The sequence below is a fragment of the Phaeobacter sp. JH204B genome, assembly GCF_048055755.1.
Taxonomy (GTDB): domain Bacteria; phylum Pseudomonadota; class Alphaproteobacteria; order Rhodobacterales; family Rhodobacteraceae; genus Phaeobacter; species Phaeobacter bryozoorum.
Genome location: NZ_JAYMXF010000012.1, coordinates 93,803 through 120,423 on the forward strand (window position 1 = coordinate 93,803; position 26,621 = coordinate 120,423).

At 61.0% G+C, this 26,621-nt stretch carries 21 protein-coding genes; 12 read left to right on the top strand and 9 right to left on the bottom strand.

Features of this window, described 5'->3' with window-relative positions:
• Positions 1-71: 71 nt before the first annotated feature.
• The 6 genes from queA to uvrA all read left to right on the top strand — a co-directional run bounded on the left by queA (position 72) and on the right by uvrA (position 9,335).
• Positions 72-1,142 (top strand): tRNA preQ1(34) S-adenosylmethionine ribosyltransferase-isomerase QueA, encoded by a 1,071-nt coding sequence (queA, locus tag VXL81_RS07765; protein ID WP_416534840.1) that lies wholly within the window; start codon positions 72-74, stop codon positions 1,140-1,142.
• 249 nt (positions 1,143-1,391) lie between these two features.
• On the top strand, positions 1,392-2,666 hold the full coding sequence (locus VXL81_RS07770; RefSeq protein ID WP_340545739.1) for an MFS transporter: 1,275 nt from the start codon (positions 1,392-1,394) through the stop codon (positions 2,664-2,666).
• Positions 2,667-2,803: 137 nt separating this feature from the next.
• On the top strand, positions 2,804-3,382 hold the full coding sequence (locus VXL81_RS07775) for a DUF924 family protein (RefSeq protein WP_416545972.1): 579 nt from the start codon (positions 2,804-2,806) through the stop codon (positions 3,380-3,382).
• A gap of 191 nt (positions 3,383-3,573) precedes the next feature.
• Positions 3,574-4,968 (top strand): dihydrolipoyl dehydrogenase, encoded by a 1,395-nt coding sequence (gene lpdA, locus VXL81_RS07780; protein WP_340545737.1) that lies wholly within the window; start codon positions 3,574-3,576, stop codon positions 4,966-4,968.
• Positions 4,969-5,097: 129 nt separating this feature from the next.
• Positions 5,098-6,348 (top strand): MFS transporter, encoded by a 1,251-nt coding sequence (locus tag VXL81_RS07785; protein ID WP_416545970.1) that lies wholly within the window; start codon positions 5,098-5,100, stop codon positions 6,346-6,348.
• Between the two features lie 110 nt (positions 6,349-6,458).
• Positions 6,459-9,335: an excinuclease ABC subunit UvrA gene (uvrA, locus tag VXL81_RS07790; RefSeq protein ID WP_416553658.1), complete on the top strand. Its 2,877-nt coding sequence runs from the start codon at positions 6,459-6,461 to the stop codon at positions 9,333-9,335.
• Positions 9,336-10,190: 855 nt separating this feature from the next.
• Here the strand turns inward: uvrA and mmsB are convergent.
• The 3 genes from mmsB to VXL81_RS07805 are packed head-to-tail and all read right to left on the bottom strand — an operon-like array spanning position 10,191 to position 13,263.
• Positions 10,191-11,066, bottom strand: a complete 876-nt coding sequence (gene mmsB / locus VXL81_RS07795) for a 3-hydroxyisobutyrate dehydrogenase (protein WP_416534844.1) — start codon at positions 11,064-11,066, stop codon at positions 10,191-10,193.
• A 3-nt stretch (positions 11,067-11,069) separates the two neighbouring features.
• A complete protein-coding gene (locus VXL81_RS07800) occupies positions 11,070-12,110 on the bottom strand; it encodes an enoyl-CoA hydratase/isomerase family protein (protein WP_416538869.1) in 1,041 nt (346 codons plus the stop codon).
• 7 nt (positions 12,111-12,117) lie between these two features.
• Positions 12,118-13,263, bottom strand: coding sequence for an acyl-CoA dehydrogenase family protein (locus VXL81_RS07805; protein WP_416553660.1), 1,146 nt, complete (start codon positions 13,261-13,263; stop codon positions 12,118-12,120).
• Positions 13,264-13,570: 307 nt separating this feature from the next.
• Between VXL81_RS07805 and VXL81_RS07810 the strand changes: the two genes are divergently transcribed.
• Positions 13,571-15,328, top strand: coding sequence for a UDP-N-acetylglucosamine-peptide N-acetylglucosaminyltransferase (locus tag VXL81_RS07810; RefSeq protein WP_416553662.1), 1,758 nt, complete (start codon positions 13,571-13,573; stop codon positions 15,326-15,328).
• A 231-nt stretch (positions 15,329-15,559) separates the two neighbouring features.
• Here the strand turns inward: VXL81_RS07810 and VXL81_RS07815 are convergent, their stop codons facing one another.
• From VXL81_RS07815 to VXL81_RS07825, 3 genes are all read right to left on the bottom strand, one after another.
• The gene (locus VXL81_RS07815; protein ID WP_340545730.1) at positions 15,560-16,162 is read right to left on the bottom strand and encodes a L,D-transpeptidase; all 603 of its coding nucleotides are present in this window, start codon (positions 16,160-16,162) and stop codon (positions 15,560-15,562) included.
• 169 nt (positions 16,163-16,331) lie between these two features.
• Positions 16,332-17,366 (bottom strand): fatty acid desaturase, encoded by a 1,035-nt coding sequence (locus VXL81_RS07820; RefSeq protein ID WP_416538825.1) that lies wholly within the window; start codon positions 17,364-17,366, stop codon positions 16,332-16,334.
• A gap of 201 nt (positions 17,367-17,567) precedes the next feature.
• Positions 17,568-19,067 carry a CoA-acylating methylmalonate-semialdehyde dehydrogenase gene (locus VXL81_RS07825; RefSeq protein ID WP_416545958.1) on the bottom strand — a complete coding sequence of 500 codons (1,500 nt, stop codon included), beginning with the start codon at positions 19,065-19,067 and terminating at the stop codon, positions 17,568-17,570.
• Positions 19,068-19,199: 132 nt separating this feature from the next.
• Here VXL81_RS07825 and VXL81_RS07830 point away from each other — a divergent pair, with 132 nt between their 5' ends.
• The 3 genes from VXL81_RS07830 (at position 19,200) to coaD (ending at position 21,251) form a co-directional block, all read left to right on the top strand.
• Positions 19,200-20,096, top strand: coding sequence for a LysR family transcriptional regulator (locus VXL81_RS07830; protein WP_416534849.1), 897 nt, complete (start codon positions 19,200-19,202; stop codon positions 20,094-20,096).
• Positions 20,097-20,152: 56 nt separating this feature from the next.
• Complete coding sequence (locus VXL81_RS07835) at positions 20,153-20,587, top strand: CBS domain-containing protein (RefSeq protein ID WP_340545726.1); 435 nt, start codon at positions 20,153-20,155, stop codon at positions 20,585-20,587.
• A 169-nt stretch (positions 20,588-20,756) separates the two neighbouring features.
• Positions 20,757-21,251, top strand: coding sequence for a pantetheine-phosphate adenylyltransferase (gene coaD, locus VXL81_RS07840; RefSeq protein WP_340545725.1), 495 nt, complete (start codon positions 20,757-20,759; stop codon positions 21,249-21,251).
• Positions 21,252-21,364: 113 nt separating this feature from the next.
• On the opposite strand, the gene VXL81_RS07845 is transcribed toward coaD, so the two are convergent.
• Together VXL81_RS07845 and gap are read right to left on the bottom strand one after the other, a co-directional pair.
• Positions 21,365-21,508, bottom strand: coding sequence for a hypothetical protein (locus VXL81_RS07845; RefSeq protein WP_340545724.1), 144 nt, complete (start codon positions 21,506-21,508; stop codon positions 21,365-21,367).
• Positions 21,509-21,621: 113 nt separating this feature from the next.
• Positions 21,622-22,623, bottom strand: a complete 1,002-nt coding sequence (gene gap / locus VXL81_RS07850; RefSeq protein ID WP_340545723.1) for a type I glyceraldehyde-3-phosphate dehydrogenase — start codon at positions 22,621-22,623, stop codon at positions 21,622-21,624.
• Between the two features lie 284 nt (positions 22,624-22,907).
• On the opposite strand from gap, the gene VXL81_RS07855 reads away from it, so the two are divergent.
• On the top strand, positions 22,908-23,879 hold the full coding sequence (locus VXL81_RS07855) for a DUF808 domain-containing protein (RefSeq protein WP_416553664.1): 972 nt from the start codon (positions 22,908-22,910) through the stop codon (positions 23,877-23,879).
• Positions 23,880-23,921: 42 nt separating this feature from the next.
• A complete protein-coding gene (locus tag VXL81_RS07860) occupies positions 23,922-24,335 on the top strand; it encodes a hypothetical protein (protein WP_416553666.1) in 414 nt (137 codons plus the stop codon).
• Positions 24,336-24,400: 65 nt separating this feature from the next.
• Here VXL81_RS07860 and tkt read toward each other — a convergent pair whose 3' ends face one another.
• The gene (tkt, locus tag VXL81_RS07865; RefSeq protein ID WP_416553668.1) at positions 24,401-26,422 is read right to left on the bottom strand and encodes a transketolase; all 2,022 of its coding nucleotides are present in this window, start codon (positions 26,420-26,422) and stop codon (positions 24,401-24,403) included.
• Positions 26,423-26,621: the final 199 nt, after the last annotated feature.

Sequence of the window (26,621 nt, forward strand, 5' to 3'; positions counted from 1 at the left end):
GGTGTGCCGATCGCGGACAAAGGTGCAAAACCTATTGGCCAAGGGCCGCGCAACAGCCTATATCGCAGCCTATGAAACTCAGTGATTTTGACTTCGACCTCCCCGATGACCGCATTGCCACCCGTCCGGCAGTGCCGCGCAGTTCCGCGCGGCTGCTGGTGGCCGAGGGCGATAGCATCTGCGACGCGCGTGTTGCCAATCTGGGCCAGTGGCTGCGCCCCGGTGACCGGCTGGTGCTGAATGACACCAAGGTGATTCCCGCGCGGCTGAGCGGGCTGCGCCACCGCGACACCGCACAGGGGCCGATGGCCGCCAAAGTGGAGGTCACGCTGCTGGATCCCGGCGCCGATGGCAGCTGGGCGGCGCTGCTGAAGCCGCTGAAGAAGGTCAAACCGGGCGAGGAGATCGTGTTCTCCGAGGCGCTGAGCGCGACATTGGAGCGGGTCGAGGACGGGCAGGGCTACCTGACGTTCAATCTGAGTGGCACCGATTTCGATGCGGCTCTGGCCGAGGCGGGGGCAATGCCGCTGCCGCCTTATATCGCGGCCAAGCGGCCAGCGGATGAGCAGGACAAGACCGATTACCAGACCGTCTGGGCGCGCAATTCCGGCGCGGTGGCGGCGCCGACAGCCTCGTTGCATTTCGACGAGGCGCTGCTGGCAGAGCTGAAGGCCATGGGGGTCGAGATCAGCTATGTGACCCTGCATGTGGGGGCAGGCACCTTCCTGCCGGTCAAGGTCGAGGATGTGACCACCCACCGGATGCACGCCGAATGGGGCCGCGTCAGCGCCGAGGCCGCCGCCGAGATTGCCGCAACCAAGGCCGCAGGTGGCCGGGTGATCCCGGTTGGCACCACGGCGCTGCGGCTGATCGAAAGCGCCGGGCAGAGCGGTGCAATAGAGCCCTGGGAAGGCGATACCGATATCTTCATCTATCCCGGTTTCACCTTCCATGTGGCGGATGCGCTGATGACCAATTTCCACCTGCCGAAATCGACGCTGTTGATGCTGGTCTCGGCGCTGATGGGGCAGGACCGGATCCGGGCGATTTATGACCATGCGCTGGCAGAAAACTACCGCTTCTTTTCCTATGGCGATGCGTCGCTTTTGATACCGCCGGTGGCGGAGATGTCGCAGACCTGAGGGATAATTTCAGCGAGAAGCATTTTTAACTGGTCTGGGCTATGGTCCTGCCGGATCCAATTGTCACCGGGTTTGCAATGGGCACACCCGGTTTTTGGGGTCTCTTGGTCATGAAGCTGCCATAAGACCCTGTTCATAACGGCGCCGGGCGATTGCGATGCCCGTGACCAATTCACCAGGACCCCGGAGCGGGCCCAGAGCCCGTTCGGCGCGCTCTGGTACGGACAAGCGAAGTAGGAGAGACGGGCAATGTGGCAGGTGCTGTCGAGCGCATGGGCGCTGCTTTTGGGTATGGGTATGCTGATGGTCGGCAACGGTCTTCAGGGGACCCTGCTGGGCGTTCGGGGCGAGATCGAGGGGTTTTCTACCCTCGAGATGTCCTTTGTCATGTCGGCTTATTTTGTCGGCTTTCTGGGCGGATCGCGTCTGGCGCCGGAGATGATCCGGCGGGTCGGCCATGTGCGGGTCTTTGCGGCGCTGGCCTCGTTCATCTCGGCGGTGATGATCCTTTATCCGGCAATCACCAACCCGGTGGCCTGGATGCTGGGCCGGGTGCTGATCGGTTTCTGTTTCTCCGGCGTGTATGTCACCGCCGAAAGCTGGCTCAACAATGCCTCTGACAATGCCAACCGGGGCAAGGCGCTGTCGCTCTATATGATCGTGCAGATGATCGGCATCGTCAGCGCGCAGGCGCTGTTGCTGGTCGGCGATCCCTCGGGCTATGAGACCTTTGTCATCGCCTCGGTGGTGGTTTCGGTCTCCTTTGCGCCCATTCTGCTGTCGATCTCGCCAACCCCGGCCTTTGACCGGACCAAGCCGATGACCCTGCGCCAGCTGATGGATGCCTCGCCGCTGGGCTGCGTGGGCATGTTCCTGCTGGGGGGCGTGTTCTCGGCGCAATTTGGCATGAGCGCGGTCTATGGCGCTGCGGCCGGGCTGAGCCTGACGCAGATTTCGATCTTCGTTGCGACCTTCTATGTGGGGGCTGTGCTGATGCAATACCCGCTGGGGTGGATGTCGGACCGGATGGACCGGCGGATCCTGATCCTGTTTGGCGCGGCGGTTGCCGGCGGTGCTGCGATCGGGGCGATGATCCTGGGGGCTGATTTCCGTTTCCTGCTGATTGCGGCCTTCCTGATCGGGGGCATGACCAACCCGCTTTATTCGCTGCTGATTGCCCATACCAACGATTATCTCGACTATGACGACATGGCGGCGGCCTCGGGCGGGCTGGTGTTCATCAACGGGCTGGGCGCTGTCGCCGGGCCGCTGATCACCGGCTGGCTGATGGGGGATGAGGTCTTTGGTGCGCCGGGGTTCTTCCTATTTACCGCGCTGCTGCTGCTGATGCTGGCGGTCTATGCTGCCTATCGCACAACCCAGCGCCCGGCGATTCCCACCGAAGAGACCGGGATCATGTCTGCGATGTCGCCGACGGCCTCTCCTGTTGCGGTTGAGTTCGCCCAGGAATATGCCATCGAGGCGGACATCGAGGAGCAAGAAGCCGCCGCCGAAGCGAGCTGATTGCGCTAACTCACGGGAACTGTGGCAAGTTTTTCACGAAACTGTCGTGTATGACGCAAATCGTGACGGGCTTGCCCTTGTAAAATCTCTGCAAAAAAGTCTGAATTTCAGAACGGTATCTATGTGGAGGCAGACCTATGACAGGTCCCGAGGAGATCCTGGACTTCTGGCTTGTAAGCACGGGAGAGAAGGGGTGGTACATGCAGGATGACGCGCTGGATGAGGAGATCCGGCGCCGGTTTCAGCCAACATGGGAGGCGGCCTGTGCCGGCAAATGCGACCATTGGCGCAGCAGCCCGCAGGGGGTTCTGGCCTATATCATCCTGACCGATCAGTTTCCGCGCAACATGTTCCGGGGGCAGGCGCAGGCTTTCTCGTCGGATACATTGGCACTGGCGGCGGCGAAATGTGCGATCAGCAAGTCCTGGGACATGAAGATCGACGAACCGCAGCGGCAGTTTTTCTACCTGCCGCTGATGCATTCGGAGAACCTGTGCGATCAGGAACGCTGCGTGCGGCTGATGCTGGAGCGGATGCCCATGAACGGTGCATCCAATCTGCTGCATGCGCGCGCCCACCGCGAGGTGATCCGCCAGTTCGGCCGTTTCCCCTATCGGAACGAGGCGCTGGCGCGCAGCAGCACCGCGCCGGAAATGGATTACGTCATGGCCGGTGGCTATGGCAGCACCATGCGCAGTCTTCAGGCAGCAGGCTGAGGCGGCTGCCTTTCGGGCTTGCCTGAAACGCATCCTGCCCTGACACTGTTTTTGCGCCGCGCCCCAAGGAACGGGGTGCGGCGTCGCTGTTTCTTGCATGGCTCCTATGCGGTTGCATAGTGTGATTGCAGTGCCGCGAGAAATAGTTTAACGGTGAACTAGTTTTTGATCCAGTATGGCGAGGAACCACCATGGCCGCAGAAACCTATGACGTGATCGTAATCGGCGCAGGGCCGGGGGGCTATGTTGCCGCCATCCGTGCCGCCCAGCTGGGGTTGAAGACCTGCATTGTCGAACGTGAACATATGGGTGGCATCTGCCTGAACTGGGGCTGCATCCCGACCAAGGCGCTGCTGCGCTCGTCGGAAGTGTTCCACCTGATGGAGCGGGCCAAGGATTTCGGCCTGAAGGCAGACAACATCGGCTATGATCTGGACGCTGTGGTGAAACGTTCGCGCGGGGTGGCCAAGCAGCTGTCCAGCGGCATTGGCCATCTGATGAAGAAGAACAAGATTGCCGTGGTCATGGGCGAGGCGACGATCCCGGCCAAGGGCAAAGTGTCGGTGAAAACCGAAAAGGGCACGCAGGAACTGGCGGCGAAGAATATCGTGCTGGCGACTGGCGCCCGTGCGCGCGAGCTGCCGGGGCTGGAAGCGGACGGCGATCTGGTCTGGACCTACAAACACGCGCTGCAACCGGTGCGGATGCCGAAGAAGCTGCTGGTCATCGGCTCCGGCGCCATCGGCATTGAATTTGCCAGCTTCTACAACACGCTGGGCGCTGACACCACGGTTGTTGAGGTGATGGACCGGGTGCTGCCGGTCGAGGACGCGGAAATCTCCGCCTTTGCCAAGAAGGCCTTTGTCAAACAGGGCATGAAGATCATGGAGAAAGCCATGGTCAAGCAGCTTGACCGCGGCAAGGGCAAAGTCACCGCCCATATTGAGGTCGGCGGCAAGGTGGAGAAGCAGGAGTTTGACACCGTGATTTCCGCCGTGGGCATCGTTGGCAATGTCGAGGGGCTGGGGCTGGAAGGTCTGGGCGTGAAGGTCGACCGGACCCATGTCGTGACCGATGAATACTGCCGCACCGGTGTCGATGGGCTTTATGCCATCGGCGATATCGCAGGGGCGCCCTGGCTGGCGCATAAGGCGTCCCACGAGGGCGTCATGGTGGCCGAGCTGATCGCGGGCAAGCACGCGCATCCGGTGAAGCCGGAAAGCATTGCCGGCTGCACATACTGCCAGCCGCAGGTCGCCTCTGTCGGTTATACCGAAGCCAAGGCCAAGGAGCTGGGCTATGATATCAAGGTCGGCCGCTTCCCCTTCATCGGCAATGGCAAGGCGATTGCGCTGGGGGAGGCCGAGGGCATGGTGAAGACCATCTTTGACGCCAAGACTGGCGAGTTGCTGGGGGCCCATATGGTTGGCGCCGAGGTGACCGAGATGATCCAGGGCTATGTGGTGGGTCGCCAGCTGGAGACCACCGAAGAAGACCTGATGAACACCGTCTTCCCGCATCCGACGCTGAGCGAGATGATGCATGAGAGCGTGCTCGATGCCTTTGATCGGGTGATCCATATGTAATCTGGTCTTTTGGCCTGATTGATTGAGATGACAGAAACGCCCGAGGCCATGCTTCGGGCGTTTCTGCGTCCGGGGGGTCGTGTTTGATGTATCGCTCGGCTGGTACTTTGCAGTGGGGCGCGCTATGCCATGCGCTTCGACCGGTTTTGGCGGATTCCAAGCGCCAGGCGCAATTGCAATGAGGGCAGCCCCATGAACACCCCCCACCTCCAGGAACCGCAGACCCGCTGGGGCGTGGTGATGATCATCTGGGTCGCCGGTCTGGGGGCAGCGGCGCAATACGGCAAGATCGCGATCATTTTTGATCAGCTGGGGCTGCTGTATCCGGCTGCGGGGTCATCGCTGAGCCTGACGGTGACCATGGTCGGGGTGCTGGGCATTCTGCTGGGCGTGGTTGCGGGCGGGTTTGTCGCCTCCTTCGGCTATCGCCGCAGCCTTGTCTGGGCGCTGTGGATCGGGGCGGCGATGTCGGCGCTTCAGGCGCTGCATCTGCCTTATGGTCTGTTTCTGGCAACACGGCTGATCGAAGGTCTGTCGCATCTGGGGATCGTGGTGGCAGCCCCAACACTGATCCCGCAGATCTGTAGCCCGCGCCACCGTGGCACGGCGCTGTCGATCTGGAGCACCTTCTTCGGTGTGTCCTTTGCACTGCTGGTCTGGTTCGGCCTGCCGCTGGTTGCCGGGTTCGGCCTGTTGTCGCTGTTTGGCGCCCATGCGCTGGTGATGGCGGTGCTGGCGCTGGTGCTGGGGCGGGTGCTCAAATCGGTGCAGGTGCCGCCGCGTCTGCCGCTGCCCAAGCTGGCGGAGCTGCCGGGCCTGCATCTTGAGATCTACCGCTCTCCGGCCAAAGTGGCCCCGGCGGCGGGCTGGCTGTTCTATACCACCTGTTTCGTGGCGCTGCTGACGGTCCTGCCGCCGCATCTGGATGCGGACGTACGGGTCGGCGTGGTCAGCGCCATGCCGCTGGTCAGCATTGCCACCTCGATGACGCTCGGGGTCTGGTTGCTGCGCCGGGTGGCGGCGGTGCGGGTGGTGCAGGCCGGGTTCCTGCTGGCCGCTGGTGGCGCCGTCTGGCTGCTGCTGATGCCGGGGCTGCCGCTGGCCTGCATGGCGCTGGCGGTGGCCTTTGGGTTGGTGCAGGGAGCCAGCTTTGCCTCGGTGCCGCAGCTGAATGCTGAGGCGGCAGAGCAGGCGCAATCCAATGGCGCGATGAGCCAGGCCGGCAATATGGGCAATGCCATTGGCACGCCGCTGATGGTGGCGGCTGTTGCGCTTGGCGGATACCACGGGATGATGGGGATGGCGCTGCTGCTGTTCCTTGGCGGCTTGGCCGTGCATGTGATGCTGGCCCGGCGGCGGGCGCAAAGGGCAGCTATCTGAAGGCGTTCGCTCTCTGTTCTCTTTTTTCTATTGGAGACTCGGCGCGCAGTCCCTATCTGTAGGGTCGGACACCGGTCGCAAGGGCGGCTGGCGTTGAATCTGGGGGCAGTATGGCTGAGTTGAAATCGATCGAAGTGCGCGGCGCGCGCGAGCACAACCTGAAAAACATCGACGTGGATATCCCGCGCGATCAGCTGGTGGTGATCACCGGCCTGTCGGGCTCGGGCAAGTCCAGCCTCGCGTTTGATACCATCTATGCCGAAGGCCAGCGCCGCTATGTCGAGAGCCTGTCGGCCTATGCGCGCCAGTTCCTCGACATGATGGAAAAGCCGGATGTGGATCACATCAGCGGCCTGTCGCCTGCGATCTCCATTGAGCAGAAGACCACCTCGAAGAACCCGCGTTCGACTGTGGGGACCGTGACCGAGATCTACGATTATCTGCGTCTGCTGTTTGCCCGCGCTGGCACGCCCTATTCGCCGGCCACCGGAATGCCGATCGAGGCGCAGCAGGTGCAGGATATGGTCGATCGCATCATGACGCTGGAGGAGGGCACCCGTGGTTTCCTGCTGGCGCCCATCGTGCGGGACCGCAAGGGGGAGTACCGCAAGGAGTTCCTCGAGCTGCGCAAACAGGGCTTCCAGCGCGTGAAGGTGGATGGCGAATTCTACGAACTGGATGAACCGCCGACATTGGACAAGAAGTTCCGCCATGACATTGATGTGGTGGTTGATCGTCTGGTGGTCCGTGAGGGGCTGGAAACCCGGCTGGCCGACAGCCTGCGCACAGCGCTGGATCTGGCTGATGGCATCGCCATTCTGGAAACCGCCCCGCGTGCGGCCGAGGGCGAAGAAGCGCCGACGCCGGAGCGGATTACTTTTTCCGAGAATTTTGCCTGCCCGGTCAGCGGCTTCACCATTCCCGAGATCGAACCACGGCTGTTTTCCTTTAACGCGCCGTTTGGGGCCTGCCCGGAATGTGACGGTCTGGGGGTTGAGCTGTTCTTTGACGAGCGGCTGGTGGTGCCGGATCAGAACCTGAAGATCTATGACGGCGCGCTGGCGCCCTGGCGCAAGGGTAAATCGCCCTATTTCCTGCAGACCATCGAAGCCATCGCCAAGCACTATCAGTTCGACAAGAACACCAAGTGGAAGGACCTGCCCAATAAGGTGCAGCAGGTGTTTCTGCACGGTTCTGGCGATGAGGAAATCAAGTTCCGCTACGATGAGGGCGGTCGTGTCTATGAGGTGACGCGGGTTTTTGAGGGGGTGATTCCCAATATGGAACGTCGCTACCGCGAGACCGACTCCAGCTGGATCCGCGAGGAGTTCGAACGCTATCAGAACAACCGCCCCTGTGGCACCTGCGAAGGCTACCGACTGCGCGAAGAGGCGCTGGCGGTCAAGATCGCCGGGCTGCATGTGGGGCAGGTGGTGCAGATGTCGATCCGCGAGGCGCTGGCCTGGATCGAGGATGTGCCCAACCACCTGTCGACGCAGAAACAGGAAATCGCCCGCGCCATCGTGAAGGAGATCCGCGAACGTCTGGGGTTCCTCAACAATGTCGGTCTGGAATATCTGACGCTCAGCCGCAATGCCGGCACGCTCTCCGGTGGCGAAAGCCAGCGGATCCGTCTGGCGTCGCAGATCGGCTCTGGTCTGACGGGCGTTCTCTATGTGCTGGATGAACCTTCTATCGGGCTGCATCAGCGCGACAATGACCGGCTGCTGGAGACGCTGAAGAACCTGCGCGATCAGGGCAATACGGTGATTGTTGTCGAACATGACGAGGATGCGATCCGCGAGGCGGATTATGTTTTTGACATCGGTCCGGGTGCCGGGGTGCATGGCGGCCAGGTGGTCAGCCATGGCACGCCGGAGATGGTTGCCGCTGATGAAGGGTCGATCACCGGGCAGTATCTCTCCGGCACACGCGAGATTGCGGTCCCATCGGTGCGCCGCAAGGGCAATGGCAAATCGGTGAAGGTGGTCAAGGCCACCGGCAACAACCTCAAGAACGTCACGGCAGAGTTCCCGCTGGGCAAGTTTCTGTGTGTGTCGGGCGTGTCTGGTGGCGGCAAGTCCACGCTGACCATTGAAACCCTGTTCAAGACCGCGTCCATGCGCCTGAATGGCGCACGCCAGACCCCGGCCCCCTGTGAAACCATCAAGGGGCTGGAGCATCTGGATAAGGTGATCGACATTGACCAGCGCCCGATCGGGCGCACGCCGCGTTCAAATCCGGCGACCTATACCGGGGCCTTCACCCCGATCCGCGAGTGGTTTGCCGGGCTGCCGGAATCCAAAACCCGTGGCTACAAACCGGGCCGGTTCTCCTTCAACGTGAAGGGCGGTCGCTGCGAGGCCTGTCAGGGTGATGGGGTGATCAAGATCGAGATGCACTTCCTGCCGGATGTCTATGTCGAATGCGAAACCTGCAAGGGCGCACGCTATAACCGTGAGACGCTGGAGATCCAGTTCAAGGGCAAGTCGATTGCCGATGTGCTGGATATGACGGTGGAGGATGCGCAGCAGTTCTTCCAGGCGGTGCCGTCCATCCGTGACAAGATGGATGCGCTGATGCGGGTGGGCCTTGGCTATATCAAGGTGGGCCAGCAGGCGACCACCCTGTCCGGCGGCGAGGCGCAGCGGGTCAAGCTGTCAAAGGAACTGGCCAAACGCTCAACCGGGCGGACGCTCTATATTCTGGACGAGCCGACCACTGGTCTGCATTTCGAGGATGTGCGCAAGCTGCTGGAAGTGCTGCATGAGCTGGTCGATCAGGGCAATTCCGTCGTGGTGATCGAGCATAACCTCGATGTGATCAAAACCGCCGACTGGATCATTGATATCGGTCCTGAAGGTGGTGACGGCGGCGGTCAGATCGTGGCCGCAGGCACACCCGAGGAGGTTGCCGCCACCGAAGGCAGCCATACCGGCCACTACCTGAAGGATATCCTGAAGGCGCGCAGCCTGGCGGCGGAGTGATCCGCCAGGCGCGGCCGTCAGTCTGTGGCGGGACATAGTCCCTGTCGCGCTGAGCCGATCCTGCCAGTGTCCTGCGAAACGGTATCCTGAAACGACGAAGCCTAAAAAGACGAAGCGCCGCCGACATTCTGTCAGCGGCGCTTTCCACAGAGCTGGATTGGGACGGCGCGGCACCCTTCGGGGGGGTGGGGGAGAGCCTGCGGACGAGGGGCGCAGGCAGCAGATGCCGCAAACCAAAATCGTTTAATCCAATTGGCGTGGAAGTCTTCTTCTCAGAAGCCAAGCGAACCTGTGTAAATGCGACGAAATAGACGATACCGGTGGGGGTTCAGTGTCGTTTCTTACGTATTCGCAAAGTGTCGCTTATATATAGGTCGGTCCTTTCCTGATAATTGCTGTATTAATGTCTATACGCCATCGGCCTACTGCCAATTAACGAAATAGGGCCCGGATTGCTTCCAGAGAGAGTGGCCGTTTTTAGCCGCATCGTCAGGGGGGATCAGATATTTGGCTGATCTATTCGTAGGTTGACATATGAATATTCATGCGTCTAGGAAAAAGTTAACGCGTCGCCCTGCGTAAAAATAATAATTTTACATTTCCTAATGTGAGGATCTGTTAATTAATTGCCTGTTAACGAAGGTTTCCCGACAAACTGTTGATCATTTTATTTAATTCCCCCGCTTGTAAAGCGCCTGAGGGGGGCAGCATCAAAATGCGTGAATAACGCCAAATCAGAGAAAAACGCCGCAGCCCGGAATGGGTGCGGCGCCTGGATGTTTTTTACGAACCCTGAGTCAGGCGTCAGGTCACGGGGGGCCGGATCTGGCGGAGACAAAAGGCTCAGCTGTCGGATCAATCGTGGCGGCTGCGGGCCGCGAAGCGCGGCAGCATGGCGCTGAAATCCTTGCCTGCGCCGCCTTCTTCCTCAACAAACATGGAATAAAGCGCCTGCGCCAGCGCCCCCATCGGCGTGTCGGCATCGGCGCTATGGGCGGCCTGCTGGGCCAGACGCAGGTCTTTCAGCATCAGCTCGGCGGCAAACCCGGGTTTGTAGTCATTATCGGCAGGCGACTGCGGGCCAACCCCCGGCGCCGGGCAATAGGCGTTCATCGACCAGCTGTAGCCAGAGGAGGTGGAGACCACATCGAACATCTTCTGACGGTCGAGACCCAGTTTGTCGGCAAGGGCAAAGGCCTCGCAGGTGCCGATCATGGTGATGCCGAGGATCATGTTGTTACAGATCTTGGCGGCCTGACCGGCGCCGGCATCGCCGCAGTGCACAGCCTTTTGTCCCATCACGTCAAACAGCGGCTTGGCTGCGTCGAAGGCGGCCTGGCTGCCACCGGCCATGAAGGTCAGCGTGCCGGCCGATGCGCCACCAATACCGCCGGAAACCGGGGCGTCGACAAACATCAGATTGGCCGACCCGGCACGATCGGCGACCGCGCGGGCGCTGTCGACGTCGACGGTAGAGCAGTCAACCAATGTAGCACCGGTCGCCATTGCGGGGATCACGTCATCGGCAACCGAGCGCAGGATCTCGCCGTTGGGCAGCATCGTGATCACCACCTCTGCGCCGGTCGCGGCCTCAGCGGCGGAGGCCGCCATGGTGACGCCCTCGATCGAGACATCCGCCATGTCAAAGCCGGTGACGGTGTGGCCTGCCTTTGCCAGATTGGCGGCCATTGGGCCCCCCATATTGCCGAGACCGATAAATCCGATGTTCATGTCTTACTCCTCCTCGAACTGCAGCGTGTCGCGGGCCAGTGGCATCAGCATCTGGCTGACAGCGGTAGCAGGCACTTCACGATCTGCATATTGCCATTTGGGCTGGCGGTCCTTGTCAATGATCTGGGCGCGGATGCCCTCCAGAAAATCGCCCTTTTCCATTGCGCGGTGAGTAAAGCGATACTCCAGTTCCAGCGCTTTGCGAATACTCATGCTGCCAAGGCGCAGCCGGTGCAGGAGCTCGACGGTGCAGGCCATTGATAGCGGCGAATTGCGGCGGAGGGTTTTCAGCGTGTCCTCGGCAAAGCTGCTGGCGTCATGATTGAGCGCCGTCAGGATATCGCCAAGCGCCTCGCCGCCAAAGCTGCGGTCAATGTCGGCACGCAGCGCGGCCAGCTGCCCTTCGGGGGCGGTCTCTGCGCTGCTTTCGAGACTCTTGGCACGGCCGGTCTGCTCAAGCTCCGAAATCAGCGCAGGCCAGCTGACCTCGGGAATGTAATGGTCGGCAAAGCCTGCGTAGATCGCGTCCGCCGCCGTCATGCGCGCACCGGTGAGGCCCAGATATTCACCAAGCCGACCGGGCGCCAGAGCCAGCATCAGGCTGCCGCCCACATCGGGGATGAGGCCGATGCCGACCTCGGGCATGGCAATACGTGTGCTGTCGCCGACAATGCGATGGGTGCCGTGGCAGCCAAGACCGACGCCGCCACCCATGACAAACCCCTGAAGGAAGCTGACCACCGGTTTGGGATATTCGAAGATCCGGGCGTTCATACGGTATTCATCGCGCCAAAACCGGCGACCATAGTCGTAATCGCCACTGGTGCCGGTCTGGTAGAGTTCGGCAATGTCACCGCCGGCGCAGAAGGCTTTTTCGCCCTCGGCGTCCATGACCACCAGATCGACCGCGTCATCCGTTGCCCAGGCCCTGAGGGCGGCATCGACCGCCAGACACATGTCATAACTCAGCGCATTCAGCGCCTTGCCACGGGTCAGGGTGATCCGCCCGGCGCGGCCGGTGATGCGGATATCAATATCGCTCATGTCGGCCTCAGTGGTTTTCCGCCAGCATATGGCGCGCGGTAATCACCCGCATGATTTCATTGGTGCCTTCCAGGATCTGGTGGACGCGCAGATCACGCACCAGTTTTTCGATGCCGTAATCGGCAAGATAGCCATAGCCGCCATGCAGCTGCAAACACTGATCCACCACTTTGGAGCCTGCTTCGGTGACAAATTTCTTTGCCATCGCGCAGTGTTTGGAGGCATCCGGCGCGCCCTGATCCAGCTTCCACGCCGCCTGACGCAGGAACACACGGGCCGCCTGCAATTCGATTTCCATATCGGCGAGGCGGAATTGCAGGCCTTGGAACTGGTCGATGGTTTTGCCAAAGGCCTTGCGTTCGGACATGTATTTCAGGGTCATGGTCAGCGCCTGCTGCGCGGCCCCGAGCGAGCAGGAGGCGATATTCAGGCGCCCGCCGTCGAGACCCTTCATCGCGTATTTGAAGCCGCTGCCTTCTTCGCCGACCAGGTTATTGGCCGGGATCGTGCAGTCGTCGAACTGGACCTGCGCGGTGGGCTGGCTCTTCCAGCCCATTTTTTCCTCAAGCCCGCCAAAGCTGAGGCCCGCCGTGCCATCTTCGACATAGACGGTGGAGATCCCCTTGGGGCCGTCTTCGCCGGTGCGCACCATGCAGACATAGGCGTCAGAGTAGCCGCCACCGGAGATGAACGCCTTGGTGCCGTTGAGGGTGTAGCCCTCGTTGGTCTTGGTGGCGCGGGTTTTGAGGGCGGCGGCATCGGAGCCGGAGCCGGGTTCGGTCAGACAGTAGCTGAGCACGGTCTGCATCGACAGAATGTCGGGCATGATCCGGGCCTTCATCTCGTCGCTGGCAAAGCTGTCGAGCATCTTGGCGCACATATTGTGGATCGACAGGAAGGCGGCAACAGACGGGCAGGCCATCGACAGCGCCTCAAAGACCAATGTGGCATCCAGCCGGGACAGCCCCGCGCCGCCGGTTTCCTCGGAGACATAAAGCGCGCCGAACCCCAGCTCGCCGATCTGCGGCCAGAGCGATTTCGGAATGGTGCCTTCGGCCTCCCACTGGCGGGCGAAGGGGGCGATATGCTCCTGTCCAAAGGCGAAAGCCATATCGAAAATGGCGGTCTGTTCCTCGGTCAATGCGAAATCCACAGCATATCCTCCCTGATGTGAACGCGGCCCGGCCCGGATCTGACCCGCCGGGGTCGTCATGAATTGAACGGTTGTTTATTTTCTAGCGACCCAAGGGCAGCAGGGCAAGCCGCAGCGGTGCAAAGCTGCTGTGCAGAAATGTCGGTCCGGCGGCGTTTGCCGATGGTTGACCGTGGCATTGACGCAAGGGGCGCCATCTGGCTGTAAGTGAACCGTTTCTTAGGCATTTTCTTCCAAACTGACCGAAATTTGTCAAAAACCGTGGTGCATCGCCCGCCATGGATGATCAGCTGAGGGCAGACTTTCGATGAACAAGCCATTGCGCACCAAACATCTTCCGAAATCAGCGCGTCGCAGGCTGGAAACTCCGGCGCCATCGCCGGCGCTGGCGCTGAAAGCAGAGGCGGGGCGTGCCTTTATCGAGGCTGACTATCCACGCGCGCGCGACTTTGCGACCCGCGCGCTTGCCTTTGAGCCGGACAACGCGACGCTGCATGCGGAGATTGCTTCCAGCTTCATGCAGGAGAAAAAATACGAACTGGCGCTGAAGCATCTTATGGGTGCGCTTAAACTTGAGCCGACCAATCCGAAATGGCTCAGCGCGATCGGGACCATTCTGTTTCTGATGGACAAGCTGACAGATGCCGTTGGCTTCTTTGAGGCGGTTTATCAGATCGACCCGGAAAATGCGATGAATGTCTCCCGGCTTGTGCAGTCGCAGATGAACCTTTGCGACTGGACCGTCTACAAGGATCAGAAGAACAAGCTGAGGATCCTCGATAACGACCCGGCCAACGGCGATCCGTTCACCACGCTGCTCTATGTCGATGACGCCGCGTTGCAGAAGAAACGCGTGGTGAGCAAGACGAAGAACAAGGTGACGATTTCCGAACGGAAAGTGGCCCGTAAGTTCAACAGGACTCCGGTGGCTGGTCGCAAGATCCGGATTGGCTATTTCTCCTGCGATTTCTTCAATCACGCGACCATGTTCCTGATGGCGCGCCACTTCGAATTGCATGACCGTGATAACTACGAAATCTACATCTATGACTACAGCCGCGAACCAAGCGATGTCATGCGTCAGCGCGTGCTCGACGCTGCCGACTGCTACCGGCCGATCCATAACCTGAAAGACGAGGATGTCGCGGAGCTGGCCCGGGGGGACAGTCTGGACATCGCGATCGATCTGAAAGGCTACACCAAAGACGCAAGGCCAACGATATTCGGCTTTCGCGCGGCACCGGTGCAGATCTCCTATCTCGGCTACCCAGGCACCACGGGAATGCCCGCGATGGACTATTTCGTCGCTGACGCTGTCACCGTAACAAAAGAGGGGCGGCGCCATTTCTCAGAAAAAATCCTGTATATGCCGAATTGCTATCAGGTAAATGACAACAGTCGTCCCCATCCCGAGACCGGACCGACCCGCGCGGATATGGGGCTGCCCGAGGATGCGGTGGTTTTCTGTTCGTTCAACAACCATAACAAGGTTTCCCCGGCGGAGTTCGACATCTGGATGGACCTGCTTAAGGAGGTCGATGGCAGTGTCCTGTGGTTCCTTGCGGTGCCTGGTGTGATCCGTGATAACATCCGCAAGGAGGCGGAGGCTCGTGGCGTGCCGCCGGACCGGATCGTCTTTGCCGGGCGTTGTCCTACTCCCCATCACATTGCGCGTCTGCCGCTGGCGGATATCTTTCTTGATACCTTTGCCTGTAATGCCCACACCACGGCGAGTGAGACGCTGTGGTCGGGTGTTCCGGTGGTGACCAAACCGGGGCAGCAGTTTGCGGCGCGGGTCGCGGCGAGCGTCGTCACCGCCGTGGGTTGTCCTGAGCTGATTGCCGAGACGGAGGAGGAGTATCGCGCGCTGGCGCTGCGGCTGGCCCGGAACGCCGAGGAACGACAGGCGCTGCGCGAGAAGCTGAAGGCGAATATCGCCACCACGCCGCTGTATGATACCGAGCAATATGTCCGCGATTTCGAGGCGCTTCTAACAAAGGCGATCCAGCGCTATGACGATGGGCTGAAGCCGGATCATTTAAGTCTGGCGGAGGGCAAGGTCTAACCCGCCATCCGTGGCGTCGCTGACCGGGATCCGCATTTGCTGAGCCGGCGATGCTTCCGGCGCAAAGCCTGCCGTCGAAAAAGCGACCCGCCAAAGAGTAAAAAACGCGCCCCGGTCTGCCGGAGGCGCGTTTTTGTTATGACATCCGCGTGGCGCGGGGATCTGCCATGGTGGCCGACCGGCGCTCAGGCCGACGGATACTTGACCGGCCGCCGCCTGCGGGCGGATGGATCAGAGCAGGCGCACCTTTGTGCCGATCTTCACCATCTCGTAGAGCGATTCGACGTGCTGATTGTAAAGGCCGATGCAGCCGGAGGAGCTTTGCCGTCCGATCTTGCGGGTGTCATGGGTGCCATGCACCAGATAGGCCGGCCAGTCGAGATACATCGCACGTGTGCCCAGCGGGTTGCCCGGGTCGCCGCCGTCGATGCGGACCGGCAGTGTCGGGTCACGCTCGCGCATGGAGGCGGTTGGAGTCCAGCTGGGGTTCTCCGCCTTGCGCACGATTTCGGTATAGCCGCGTCGGGTCAGCTCCTCGGTCATCGGCACCGAGGAGGGGAACAGCCGGTAGGTCTCGCCATCCGGCCCCCAGTAATGCAGCGCGCGCGAGGAAATATCGGCCAACATGCAGCCCACGCCCAGATCATCGAAGTGATCCTGCCAGGCCTGCTGCTGGAAGGAGGAAATATTGCGTTTCACCGGGATTTCGGTTTCGATCTTTGGCTCTTCCACCGGAAAGGCGTCGCTCGACTGGGCGCGCAGCAGCGCCGGGGTGGCCAATGTGGCGCCAATCCCGGTGAGGGCAGCGCGGCGGGTCATACGAAAGTTGCTCATGGTATCCTTCGACAGTCTGCTCGGGCATTAGTTGGCAAACTAGGTAGTGCTGCGGAATTTCCTAGGGGCAGGTCGCGAAATTCAGCCGGTCTCACAGGGTTGTGTAGCCCGGTGAGACCGTGAGTGGCGGAAGTCTGCCGTTCTTTCGGCGCCTGGGCGCCGGTGAGGGTCAGCCGTAGAGCTGGCGTGCCTGGGCAAAGGACAGCAGGCGCTTGGTCTTCTCGTCCCAGAGGTGCAGCCGCGCATTGGCAAGGCTTTCGCGGATGGTCATCCGGTTGCCCTCGGCCAGTTCGGCATGGTCGCGCAGCACCTGGGGAAGCCGGTAGAAGGGAATGCGGCTATAAAGGTGATGAACGTGGTGGATGCCGATATTGGCGCTGATCCATTGCAGCACCGGCGGCAGAACATAATGGGAGCTGCCGTGCAGGGCGGCGTCATGCAGGTGCCAGTCCTCTTCCTGTTCCCACTGTGTCGTCTCGAACTGATGCTGGACGTAGAACAGCCACAGCCCGGCGGTGGCAGCCAGCAGCGTGGCGGGCACAAAAATCAGCAGCAGCGGCATCAGCCCGCCGAAATACCAGATCACCGCCAGCGCCAGAATAATGGTCAGATTGGTGCCCATGGCGCTGATCCAGTAGCGGGCTTGGCCCATCAGCCCGTAGGGGATACGGTTTTGCAGGAAGAACAGATAGCCGGGGCCGATGGCAAAAAGCGTCACCGGATGGCGATAGAGCCGATACATCAGCCGGCCCCAGCGGCTTTCGGCGTGGTATTCGGCCACGGTCATGGTGTGGATATCGCCCATGCCGCGTTTGCCCAGATTGCCATGGGTGCTGTGATGGATCGAATGAGTGCGCCGCCAGACATCATATGGCGTGAGGGTCAGCACCCCGATGATGCGACCGGTCCAGTCGCTGAGCCGACGGTTGCTGAAGAAGGAGCCATGGCCGCAATCGTGCTGAATGGTGAACAGCCGCAGCAGGAAGGCGGCGATCAGAACGGAGATGGCCAGCGTCAGCCAGTAACTGATCGACAGCGACCACCAGGCCAGGGCCCAGAGCAGCAGGAAGGGCACGACCGTCACTGCCAGCTCAAAGCTGCTGCGCAGGGGGCTGGGGTCGCGGTATTGGGCCAGGATCTTGACCCAGTCGCGGGCGGATTTCGCAGCCGCCTGCGGCTGGTTGGATTCGTCTGTCGTGCTCATGCGCCTGCCGTTTTTCTGTCCATCCATGACCGGATAGACGAGTTACGCGGCGGAACAAGCATAAATTGGTCGAAGCCCTTATTTTTCTGGCCCTGTGCCGTGAATAACGCCCGCCTGCCGCTCTATCTGGGCGGGAGCGCGCGGCGCCATGGAAAAAGGCCCCGGAATGTCCGGGGCCTTTTCTCGTTTTGGGGCGACAGCTCAGTCCATCGCCTTGAAGTTGAATTCGCCACCTTCCTTGATGCCCGAGGGCCAGCGGGAGGTCACGGTCTTGGTGCGGGTGTAGAATTTGAAGCTGTCGGGCCCGTGCTGGTTCAGGTCACCGAACATCGATTTCTTCCAGCCGCCGAAGGTGTGATAGGCCAGCGGCACCGGGATCGGCACATTGATACCCACCATGCCGATGTTCACGCGGGAGGCAAAGTCGCGCGCGGTGTCGCCGTCACGGGTAAAGATCGCGGTGCCATTGCCGTACTCGTGATCCATCGCCAGCTTCAATGCTTCCTCGTAAGTGCTTGCGCGCACAGTGGAAAGCACCGGACCGAAGATCTCCTGCTTGTAGATGTCCATGTCGGGGGTGACATGGTCGAACAGGTGGGCGCCGACAAAGAAGCCGTCCTCGTAACCTTGCAGTTTGAAGTCGCGGTTATCGACCACCAGCGTGGCGCCCTGGTCAACGCCGGACTGGATCAGGCCCAGGATGCGTTCCTTGGCGGCCGCGGTCACAACAGGGCCCAGGTCGACGTCGTCGCCTGCGGTGTAGGGGCCGACTTTCAGTTTCTCGATGCGCGGGATCAGCTTTTCGATCAGCTTGTCGGCGGTTTCCTCACCAACCGGAACCGCAACCGAGATTGCCATGCAGCGTTCGCCGGCCGCGCCGAAGCCTGCGCCAACCAGCGCGTCAGCGGCCTGATCCAGATCGGCATCGGGCATCACGATCATGTGGTTCTTGGCGCCGCCGAAGCACTGGGCGCGCTTGCCGTTGGCGGTGGCGCGGGAGTAGATGTACTGCGCAATCGGGGTGGAGCCGACGAAGGACACGCCCTGAATGATTTCGCTGTCCAGAATGGTGTCAACCGCCTCGCGGTCGCCGTTCACCACCTGGAACACGCCTTCGGGCAGGCCTGCCTCGACGAACAGCTCAGCCAGCATCAGTGGCACGGAGGGGTCGCGCTCGGACGGTTTCAGCACCACGGCGTTGCCGCAGGCCAGAGCCGGGCCGACGTGCCACAGCGGCATCATGGCGGGGAAGTTGAACGGCATGATGGAGCCGACAACGCCCAGAGGCTGGCGCATGGAGTACATGTCGATGCCGGGGCCGGCGCTGTCGGTGAATTCCCCCTTCAGCATCTGCGGCGCGCCGATGCAGTATTCGATCACTTCCAGACCGCGCTGCAGGTCGCCCTTGGCGTCCGGGATGGTCTTGCCGTGCTCGCGCGAGAGCGCCTCGGCCAGCTTGTCCATGTCGCGGTTCATCAGGCCAACCATCGCCATCATCACGCGGGCGCGCTTCTGCGGGTTGGTGGCGCCCCATGCGGGCTGTGCCGCGGCGGCCTTTTCGATTGCATCGGTGGTCTCCGACGCGCTGGCCATCGGGCATTTGTACTGCACTTCGCCAGTTGCCGGGTTGAAGACATCGTCAAAACGGCCCGAGGTGCCGGACACCAGCTTGCCGTTGATAAAATGGCCGAGTTCTTTCATCGGATCCTCCTACATTCCAGTTGCCGGTATCGTAGGCTTGCAAAAAACACTGGAAAAGAGGAAAGATCTCAAAGAGGCTTTGCAGGAACGCAAAGGTTAACAGAATGTTGACGGCAGGAGAGGGAAAAGCTCATGGATCCACAATGGGATGACATGCGGGTGTTCCTGGCAGTGGCGCGCGAAAGCAGCCTGTCGGGGGCGGGGCGGATCCTGAAGATGGATCCGGCCACCGTGGGTCGGCGGATCTCGCGCTTTGAGGAGGCGCTGGACACGCCGCTGTTCGTGAAATCCCCGCAGGGCTATGCGCTGAGTGCTGCGGGGGACCGTTTGCTGGGCCATGCCGAGGCTGCCGAACAGGCGATGCGGGCCGGGCAGGAGGCGCTGGTCGGCCCCAGTGACACGCTGTCGGGTCAGATCCGCATCGGTGCGCCGGATGGCAGCGCCAATTATCTGCTGCCGCAGGTCTGTGCCAGAATCGGGGCCGAGAACCCGGATCTGGATATCCAGATCGTGGCGCTGCCACGGGTCATCAACCTCAGCCGCCGGGAGGCCGATATGGCGGTGACCGTCAGCGCGCCCACCGCAGGCCAGTTGCTGGTGCAGAAAATCACCGATTACAAACTGCATCTGGTGGGATCGCGCCACTATCTGCGCGCCCATCCGCCGATCGAAAAGCTGGAGGATCTGAAGGATCACAAGATGATCGGCTATATTCCTGACATGATCTTTGACCGGGAGCTGGATTATCTCAATGATCTTGGGGTGGACCGGGTGGCGCTGGCCTCCAATTCAGTCTCGGTGCAGATCAAACTGGCGGCGGAGGGTACGGCGCTGTGCGTGGCGCATGATTTCACGCTGCCGTCGCACCGCTCCCTGCGCAAGGTTCTGACCGACAAGATCAGCCTGACGCGCAGTTTTTATCTGGTGCGCCACCAGGGGGATCAGCGCAGCGACCGGCTGAACCGGTTTGCCCAGGCGTTGTCAAAAGGCATACGCGACGAGGTGGTCCGGCTGGAAGGCTTGACTTGATGCCGGGTTAGGGCAACCCTTGGTGGTACGTAATAAAATTACAAAAAGGAGCGCCTATGCTGGTTCAATTGATTCTGAAGTCCAAGGCAAGCTCTGGGGTGGTCACCATTGCTCCCGAGGCAACGATATCCGAGGCCGCCAAATTGCTGGGCGAGCACAAGATCGGTACTGTTGTTGTCTCCAGTGATGGCGAAACCGCCGAGGGTATCCTGTCCGAGCGCGATATCGTGCGCGAGCTGGCCCGCAGCGGCTCCGGCTGCCTGAGCAAGGCCACCAGCGAATATATGACCCGCAAGCTGGTCACCTGCACCAGCCAGTCCAACGTCGAGGACGTGCTACAGCAGATGACCGAAGGCCGCTTTCGCCACATGCCGGTGGTCGAAGATGGCAAGCTGATCGGGCTGGTGTCGCTGGGCGATGTCGTGAAGGCGCAGCTGGCCGAGGTCGCGATGGAGAAAGACGCCCTTGCAGGCATGATCATGGGGCACTGACCTCAGGATCCTGGCACCCGGGGCTGTGGCCCCGCGTCTGATGCGGTGTCCTCCCGCATCGGACGGCTGACGTCACGGCGCAGGAGCAGGTCGGTATTTCCACGCTCTTGCGCCCTGATGACAAAAATGTTTGCTTGCGCGCAACCAACCAGCAGGCAGGAGAGGCCCCATGCGTATTGGCTTGTATCCCGGCACATTCGATCCCATCACATTGGGGCATATAGATATTATCCGCCGGGCCAGCGCGCTGGTGGACAAGCTGGTGATCGGCGTTGCGATCAACCGGGACAAGGGGCCGCTGTTTTCGCTGGAAGAGCGTGTCGCCATGATCGAGGCGGAATGCGCCAAGCTCAGCGAACAGACCGGCACCGAGATTGTTGCCCATCCGTTTGAAAACCTGTTGATCGACTGCGCCCGCGACGTGGGCGCGCAGATCATCGTGCGCGGGCTGCGCGCGGTGGCGGATTTCGAGTATGAATTCCAGATGGTTGGTATGAACCGGGCGCTCGACAGCTCGGTCGAGACGGTGTTCCTGATGGCCGAGGCGCGCCATCAGGCAATTGCCTCCAAGCTGGTGAAGGAAATCGCCCGGCTGGGGGGCGATGTTTCGAAGTTCGTCACGCCGATGGTCAAGAGCGAGCTGAGCCGCCAGCTGGCGAAATAGTCAGCCTGCGGCGATAGAGATGCGACATTGGGAGCGGCCCGGTTCGTGGCCGCTTTTTTATGTCTGCAAACACTGTGTTGTGACCTGTTCCTGATCTGCGCGGCGCCGCCGGATCAGCGCCAGAAGGCAATCCAGTCGATCAGTTCAAACAGGCGTTTGCCCAGAAACACCATATGCCCGGTGCCAAACAGCCAGAGATCCACGGCCAGACCAGCCAGGATCAGCAGTGCAAGGAACAGGGCAATTCTATTGGTCATGATGGGTCTGGGGCCGGGGTAAACAAGATACGCCCGGCCAGATATGCCTGACCGGGCGGTGTCTTACAAGCCATGCGGGCCAAGTGCTGCGCACAGAGGCCGTGGTGCCGGGGTCAGCCCAGACGACCCATCGCGACAGCGACGTCCGCCATACGCACCGAGAAGGCCCATTCGTTGTCATACCAGGCCAGAACGCGCACCAGGCTGTTTTCCACGACGCGGGTCTGATCCGGCGCGAAAATCGAGCTTTGCTCCGTGTGGTTGAAATCAATCGAGACCAGCGGCGCGGGTTCATAGCCGATCACGCGGGACATATGGCCCTTGGCGGCTTCGCTCATGATGGCGTTGATTTCGGTGACGCTGGTCTGCTTGCTGGAGCGGAAGGTCAGATCCACAGCAGAGACATTCGGGGTCGGCACGCGGATCGCAGAGCCATCCAGACGGCCCTTCAGGTTTGGCAGCACCTCACCCAGCGCCTTGGCGGCACCGGTGGTGGTCGGGATCATCGCCATGGCAGCGGCGCGGGCGCGGTAGAGATCGTCGTGGCGGCGGTCCAGTGTCGGCTGATCGCCGGTATAGGCGTGGATCGTGGTCATGATCCCGCTTTCGATGCCGACGGTTTCATCCAGCACCTTGGCCAGAGGGGCGAGGCAGTTGGTGGTGCAGGAGCCGTTGGAGACCATGCGGTCGCCCGCCCGCAGCTTGTCGTCATTGACGCCAAAGACGATGGTCTTGTCGACATTGGTGCCGGGGGCGGACAGCAGAACCTTCTTGGCGCCGCGCGCCAGATGCGCCTTGGCCTTTTCGCCGTCGTTGAATTTGCCGGTGCATTCCAGCACCACGTCACAACCGGACCAGTCCAGATCGTCCATATTATAGGTGGAGAACATCTGCATATCGCCACGGCCGAGGTTCATGGTGTTTTCACCCAAGGTGACCTCGCCGGGGAAACGGCCATGCACGGAGTCGTATTTCAGCAGATGCGCTGCGGTTTCCAGCGGGCCGGTGGCATTGACCTTGACCACTTCGATATCGTCCCGGCCCGAGGCTGCGATATGCGCCAAGGTGCAGCGGCCGATGCGGCCAAACCCGTTGATCCCGACTTTGATGGTCATATGCGTATCTCCAAGCGAGCAAGAATTGCCTTCGCTATAGCTGCCATTCCCTCGGGTCAAAAGATTAAAAATGGCTTTATTCCAGACTGTTAGCGCAAAACTTGACTGGTTGCGGTAACAAAATTGACTGATTGCGATAACGGTTTTTGCGGCCCTGCGGCGGATGTGCGAGGCGCCCCGGATTGAACACCATTGGGAACAAAGCGGGCGCTGAACGGCTTGTACCTGTTAGGCGATAGGATAGGGTGGGCCAAAATGCGCGCGAATGGAAAAGGGGACCGGGTATGAGCGGTTTGTTGGCTTTGCTTGATGATGTGGCAGGCATTGCAAAGGTGGCTGCGGCCTCGGTGGATGATGTGGCCGCGGCGGCGGGCAAGGCGGGCGCCAAGACGGCGGGCGTGATCATCGACGATGCGGCGGTCACGCCGAAGTATCTGCAAGGCTTTGCCCCGGCGCGCGAACTGCCGATCATTTGGCGCATCACCCGTGGGTCGCTGTTCAACAAACTTATCCTGTTGCTGCCGGTCGCCATGCTGCTGGCGAATTTCGCGCCCTGGCTGATCACGCCCTTGCTAATGCTCGGCGGCTCCTATCTGTGTTTTGAGGGGGCCGAGAAGATCTTTCACGTGCTGTTCCCCCATGCGAGCCACGCCATTGACGAAGACATGAGCATCAAGGATCCCGGCCATCTGGAAGAGCAGAAGATCAAGGGCGCGATCAAGACCGACTTCATCCTGTCGGCGGAAATCATGACCATCGCGCTGGCCGCGATCGAGGCACCAACTGTGTGGATGCAGGCAGCAACACTGGCAGTGGTGGCCATCGGGGTGACGCTGGCGGTCTACGGATCGGTTGCGGTCATCGTGAAGATGGACGATGTGGGGCTGTATCTTGCGGGCAACGCACCAACACCCATCGGGCGCGGTCTTGGCCGTGGGCTGGTAAAATTCATGCCGGTGCTGATGTGGATCCTGTCGGTGGTCGGCACCGCCGCAATGCTCTGGGTCGGCGGATCCATCATCATCCACGGGCTGGAGGTGCTGGGCTTTGGCTGGCTGGGCCATCTGATCCACGACTGGGCCTACGCCGTCGGTCACGCGGTGCCTGCGGGCTGGATGGGCTTTGCCGAGTGGAGTGCCAAGGCGGCGATGGACGGTGTGTTTGGGGTTGTTTGGGGGCTGCTGCTGATCCCGCTGGCGACTAAGGTTGTGGGGCCGTTGATTGCGTCGGTTTCGGGGAAGTCTGCCAGCCACTGAAAGAAATTAGTCACACAGTTACTAGGATTTAAGGGGGCGCTTTTGAAGAAGCCGATTATCAAGATTCTTTCCGGTCCAACTCCAAACCAAGTTGCTGCGGGTGAAATAGCAACAGGCGGAACGGCGTCTTTGCTCTCGGCAATCAGCAAGGCAGCGGACCTCGCCCCCATGGATGTGAAACAGTTGTACGGTTTCCTCCATTTTCGCCTGCATACCGCAAAACAGGCACAAGCTCGCAGTGGCTGGTTAGGAGGCCGGTTGTTCAACAAATTCAGCGGCGAGTCTTCGGACTATATCCCGCTTTCCGGCACTCAAATGAAGCAAGCTTTCCTTGCTGCGGGGATAGAACCTCCAGAATTCATCGTCGCCAGCGGTAACTACGAGCTGCGTTTGGACTATGCACAGAAAGCCTATGACGCGTTGAAGGAAATGGCCGAAACTGACAACGCGCAATAGGTGGTTCAAACCGAAAAAAAGGGCTCCGACAGGAGCCCTATTCTGTTTCTATTGTTTGACGGGCCTCAGCCCAGCAGCTCTTTCACTTTCGCCACCGTACCCTCGGCCGTAATGCCGAACTTTTCGAACAGCTCGCCCGCGGGGGCGGAGGCGCCGAAGCGGTCCATGCCGACGAAACCGGCTTTCTTTTCCTGGCCGCGCTCGCCCATCAGCAGGCGATCCCAGCCGCCGGCGCGCATGGCGGCTTCGATACCCACGCGGACCGGGCCTGCGGGCAGGACCTTGCGGCGGTAGGCTTCGTCCTGCTCGGCGAACAGTTCCATGCAGGGCATGGAGACAACGCGGGTGCCGATGCCGTCGGCCTCCAGCTTCGCCTTCGCCTCCAGCGCGACGGAGACCTCAGAACCGGTGGCGATCAGGATCACCTGACGCTTGCCCTCGGCCTCTGCCAGAACATAGCCGCCCTTGGCGGTCAGATTGCTGAGCTTATGCTCGGTCCGCACGGTGGGCAGGTTCTGACGGGTCAGGGTCATCACCGAGGGGGTGTCCTTCGAGGTCAGGGCGATTTCCCAGGCCTCTGCGGTTTCCACGGTGTCGGCGGGACGGAACACATAGGTGTTCGGGGTCGCGCGGCAGATTGCCAGATGCTCTACCGGCTGGTGGGTCGGGCCATCTTCGCCAACGCCGATGGAATCATGGGTCATCACAAAGACGGTCGGGATCTTCATCAGGGCCGCCAGACGCATCGCCGGACGCGCGTAGTCGGTGAAGCAGAAGAAAGTCCCGCCATAAGGGCGCATCCCGCCGTGCAGCGCCATGCCGTTCATCGCCGAGGCCATGCCGTGCTCGCGGATGCCCCAGTAGACGTAGCGGCCCTTGCGGTTGTCGGTGTCAAAGACGCCCAGATCGCCGGTCTTGGTATTGTTGGAGCCGGTGAGGTCAGCAGAGCCGCCGACGGTTTCCGGCATGATCGGGTTGATCACTTCCAGCGCCATCTCGGAGGATTTGCGGGTGGCCACCTTCGGCTGGGTTTCGGAGACCTGCTTTTTCAGCGCCTTGATGGTGGCCGACAGCTTCTTGGGCGCATCCAGCGCATAGGCGCGGTTGAAGCGGTCCTGTTTCTGCTGCGAGGCTTCGGCAAAACGGGCTTCCCAGGCTTCGCGCTCGGCTGCGCCGCGCTGGCCGATGGCTTCCCACTGGGATTTCACATCTGCGGGCACCTCAAACGGGCCGGTGGTCCAGCCGTAGGCGGCCTTGGCGGCCTTCATCTGCTCGGCGTCGGTCAGCGCACCGTGACCTTTGGAGGTGTCCTGTGCAGCGTGACCCAGCGCGATGTGGGTCTTGCAGGCGATCATCGAGGGTTTCTTCGATTTCTTCGCCGCGGTCAGGGCCTCGTCGATGGCCTTGGGATCGTGACCGTCGATTTCGATGACCTGCCAGCCAGAGGCCTTGAAGCGCTGCACCTGATTGGTGCGGTCGGAGAGTTCAACCGTGCCGTCGATGGTGATGTTGTTGTTGTCCCAGAGCACGATCAGCTTGCCCAGCGAGTGGCGACCGGCAAGGCCGATGGCCTCCTGGCTGATGCCCTCCATCAGGCAGCCGTCGCCTGCGATCACATAGGTGTGGTGATCGACCAGCTTGCGGCCGTAATGCGCGCGCTGCATTTCCTCGGCCATGGCAAAGCCAACGGCATTGGCAATGCCCTGACCCAGCGGGCCGGTGGTGGTTTCGACGGCATCAATCAGGAAGTTTTCCGGGTGACCGGCTGTCAGCGCGCCCATCTGGCGGAAATTCTTGACCTGATCCAGCGTCACCTGTGCATCGCCCATGAGATAGAGCAGCGAATAGATCAGCATGGAGCCGTGACCGGCGGACAGGATGAACCGGTCGCGGTCTGGCCACTGGGGGGTCGCCACATCGAACTTCATGTGTTTTTCAAACAGGACGGTGGCGACATCGGCCATGCCAATCGGCATGCCGGAATGGCCGGAATTTGCCGCGGCAACGGCATCAAGGGTCAGGGCACGGATGGCCGCAGCCTTGGTCCAATGTTCGGGGTTTGCGTTGCGCAGGGCTGTCAGATCCACTGGATTTTTCCTCTGGGTTTTCGGCAGACTGAGCGCTCAATAGCAGTGATATGGCAAAGATCAAGCGTTTGCGCGGCTTCCTGCGCGAAGTTGACGCTGCAAGTGGTTGAAAGCAAACAGGGGGTAATTTATCCCTGCATGAACTAAGCTGGATGTGCAGCGCCGGATCCCTCTTGATTCGCCCTCCGTTTGCGGAGAC

Bases quoted from the DNA above. Each gene is read 5' to 3' on its own strand.
- queA (WP_416534840.1), top strand. From the start codon at position 72: ATGAAACTCAGTGATTTTGACTTCGACCTCCCCGATGACCGCATTGCC.
- VXL81_RS07770 (WP_340545739.1), top strand. From the start codon at position 1,392: ATGTGGCAGGTGCTGTCGAGCGCATGGGCGCTGCTTTTGGGTATGGGT.
- VXL81_RS07775 (WP_416545972.1), top strand. From the start codon at position 2,804: ATGACAGGTCCCGAGGAGATCCTGGACTTCTGGCTTGTAAGCACGGGA.
- lpdA (WP_340545737.1), top strand. From the start codon at position 3,574: ATGGCCGCAGAAACCTATGACGTGATCGTAATCGGCGCAGGGCCGGGG.
- VXL81_RS07785 (WP_416545970.1), top strand. From the start codon at position 5,098: ATGCGCTTCGACCGGTTTTGGCGGATTCCAAGCGCCAGGCGCAATTGC.
- uvrA (WP_416553658.1), top strand. From the start codon at position 6,459: ATGGCTGAGTTGAAATCGATCGAAGTGCGCGGCGCGCGCGAGCACAAC.
- mmsB (WP_416534844.1), bottom strand. From the start codon at position 11,066: ATGAACATCGGATTTATCGGTCTCGGCAATATGGGGGGCCCAATGGCC.
- VXL81_RS07800 (WP_416538869.1), bottom strand. From the start codon at position 12,110: ATGAGCGATATTGATATCCGCATCACCGGCCGCGCCGGGCGGATCACC.
- VXL81_RS07810 (WP_416553662.1), top strand. From the start codon at position 13,571: ATGAACAAGCCATTGCGCACCAAACATCTTCCGAAATCAGCGCGTCGC.
- VXL81_RS07815 (WP_340545730.1), bottom strand. From the start codon at position 16,162: ATGAGCAACTTTCGTATGACCCGCCGCGCTGCCCTCACCGGGATTGGC.
- VXL81_RS07820 (WP_416538825.1), bottom strand. From the start codon at position 17,366: ATGAGCACGACAGACGAATCCAACCAGCCGCAGGCGGCTGCGAAATCC.
- VXL81_RS07825 (WP_416545958.1), bottom strand. From the start codon at position 19,067: ATGAAAGAACTCGGCCATTTTATCAACGGCAAGCTGGTGTCCGGCACC.
- VXL81_RS07830 (WP_416534849.1), top strand. From the start codon at position 19,200: ATGGATCCACAATGGGATGACATGCGGGTGTTCCTGGCAGTGGCGCGC.
- VXL81_RS07835 (WP_340545726.1), top strand. From the start codon at position 20,153: ATGCTGGTTCAATTGATTCTGAAGTCCAAGGCAAGCTCTGGGGTGGTC.
- coaD (WP_340545725.1), top strand. From the start codon at position 20,757: ATGCGTATTGGCTTGTATCCCGGCACATTCGATCCCATCACATTGGGG.
- VXL81_RS07845 (WP_340545724.1), bottom strand. From the start codon at position 21,508: ATGACCAATAGAATTGCCCTGTTCCTTGCACTGCTGATCCTGGCTGGT.
- gap (WP_340545723.1), bottom strand. From the start codon at position 22,623: ATGACCATCAAAGTCGGGATCAACGGGTTTGGCCGCATCGGCCGCTGC.
- VXL81_RS07855 (WP_416553664.1), top strand. From the start codon at position 22,908: ATGAGCGGTTTGTTGGCTTTGCTTGATGATGTGGCAGGCATTGCAAAG.